General features: G+C 74.0%; 2 protein-coding genes. Both read left to right on the top strand.

Annotation, left to right across the window (positions count from 1 at the left end; genetic code table 11):
• Positions 1–1,016, top strand: a 1,016-nt coding sequence (locus H489_RS26320; protein ID WP_017886718.1) for an acyl-CoA dehydrogenase family protein, incomplete at its 5' end; no start/stop codon positions are given.
• Positions 1,013–1,254, top strand: a 242-nt coding sequence (locus tag H489_RS38135) for a hypothetical protein (protein WP_040419327.1), incomplete at its 3' end; no start/stop codon positions are given. The genes H489_RS26320 and H489_RS38135, both read left to right, overlap by 4 nt.

Genomic DNA, 1,254 nt, shown 5'->3' with positions numbered 1-1,254 from the left:
CAGCGGTGCCGACCGAGCACGGTGGCGAGGGTGCCTCCGTGGCCGAGCTCTCGGCGATCGCGACCGAGCTCGGCCGGGCCTGTGCCGCGACCGGCATGGTGTTCGCGATGCACCAGGGCCAGGTCATGGCGCTCTGGCGGCACGGCGGCGACGGTGCCGGCGTGCTCGAGACCATCGAGGCCGTCCGGGGCGGGGCACTCGTCGCGTCGGCAACGACCGAGCGCGGCGTCGGCGGCGACGCCCGGCGTTCCACCTGCTCCATCGAGCCGACCGACGACGGCCGGATCCGCCTGCGCAAGGACGCGCCGGTGATCTCCTACGCCACCGAGGCCGACGCGGTGTTCGTCACCGCGCGCCGCGACCCGGACGCCCCGGCGTCGGACCAGCGACTGCTCATCTGCCGCACCGACACGATGGTCCTGTCGCAGACGTCGACCTGGGACACCTTGGGGCTCCGCGGCACCTGCAGCAACGGGTGGATCCTCGACACCGAGACGACGACCGACCGGGTGTTCCGCGACGACTACGCCGCGATCTCCGCCCAGACCGTCCTGCCGGTGTCGCACGTGCTGTGGGCCTCGGTCTGGCTCGGCATCGCCGTGTCGTCCGCCGAACGTGCCCGCAGCGCCGTCCGCAAGCAGGCCCGGGCATCCGTCGGCACGACCCCGCCCGGTGCCCTCCGGCTCGCCGAGCTCCTGGTCGACCTGCAGGCGCTGGCCGACTCGGTGCGCCACGCCGCCGAACGGTTCGACGCCGCCGCCGACGACCCGGACGTGCTGGCCTCGAGCGCGTACGCGCTCGCCGCGAACGCCCTGAAGATCGGTGCGTCCGAGCGTGTCACCGACATCGTCACGAGGGCGCTGCGCATCGTCGGGATCGCCGGCTACGCCGCCTCGGGTCCGATGAGCATCGCCCGCCACCTCCGAGACGCCCATGGTGCCGCCGTCATGGTGAGCAACGACCGTCTCCTGGGGAACGACGCCGACCTGGCCATCATGACGGGAGTGATCCTGTGACCACCACGGACACCACCACGCACACCACCGACGCCTCCACCGCGGACACCGCCGGCACGGACACCGCCACGGCGCTCGACGCCGCCCGCGCCGCCCTCCGCGCCCGCCTGCTCACCGACGGCGTGCTCCTCGACCTCGGCACGCCCGGCCTCTACGGCCGCACCGGGGTCTTCGAGCGCGTCTCCGCCGCGGTCGACGCCGCAGCGGTCCGCAGCCAGCAGCACCTCGGCGCCGAGGT

The sequence above is a fragment of the Curtobacterium flaccumfaciens UCD-AKU genome (assembly GCF_000349565.1).
Classification (GTDB): Bacteria; Actinomycetota; Actinomycetes; order Actinomycetales; family Microbacteriaceae; genus Curtobacterium; species Curtobacterium poinsettiae.
The sequence above is the reverse complement of the archived record's forward strand: the minus strand, read 5'-3'. Positions and strand labels throughout refer to the sequence as shown.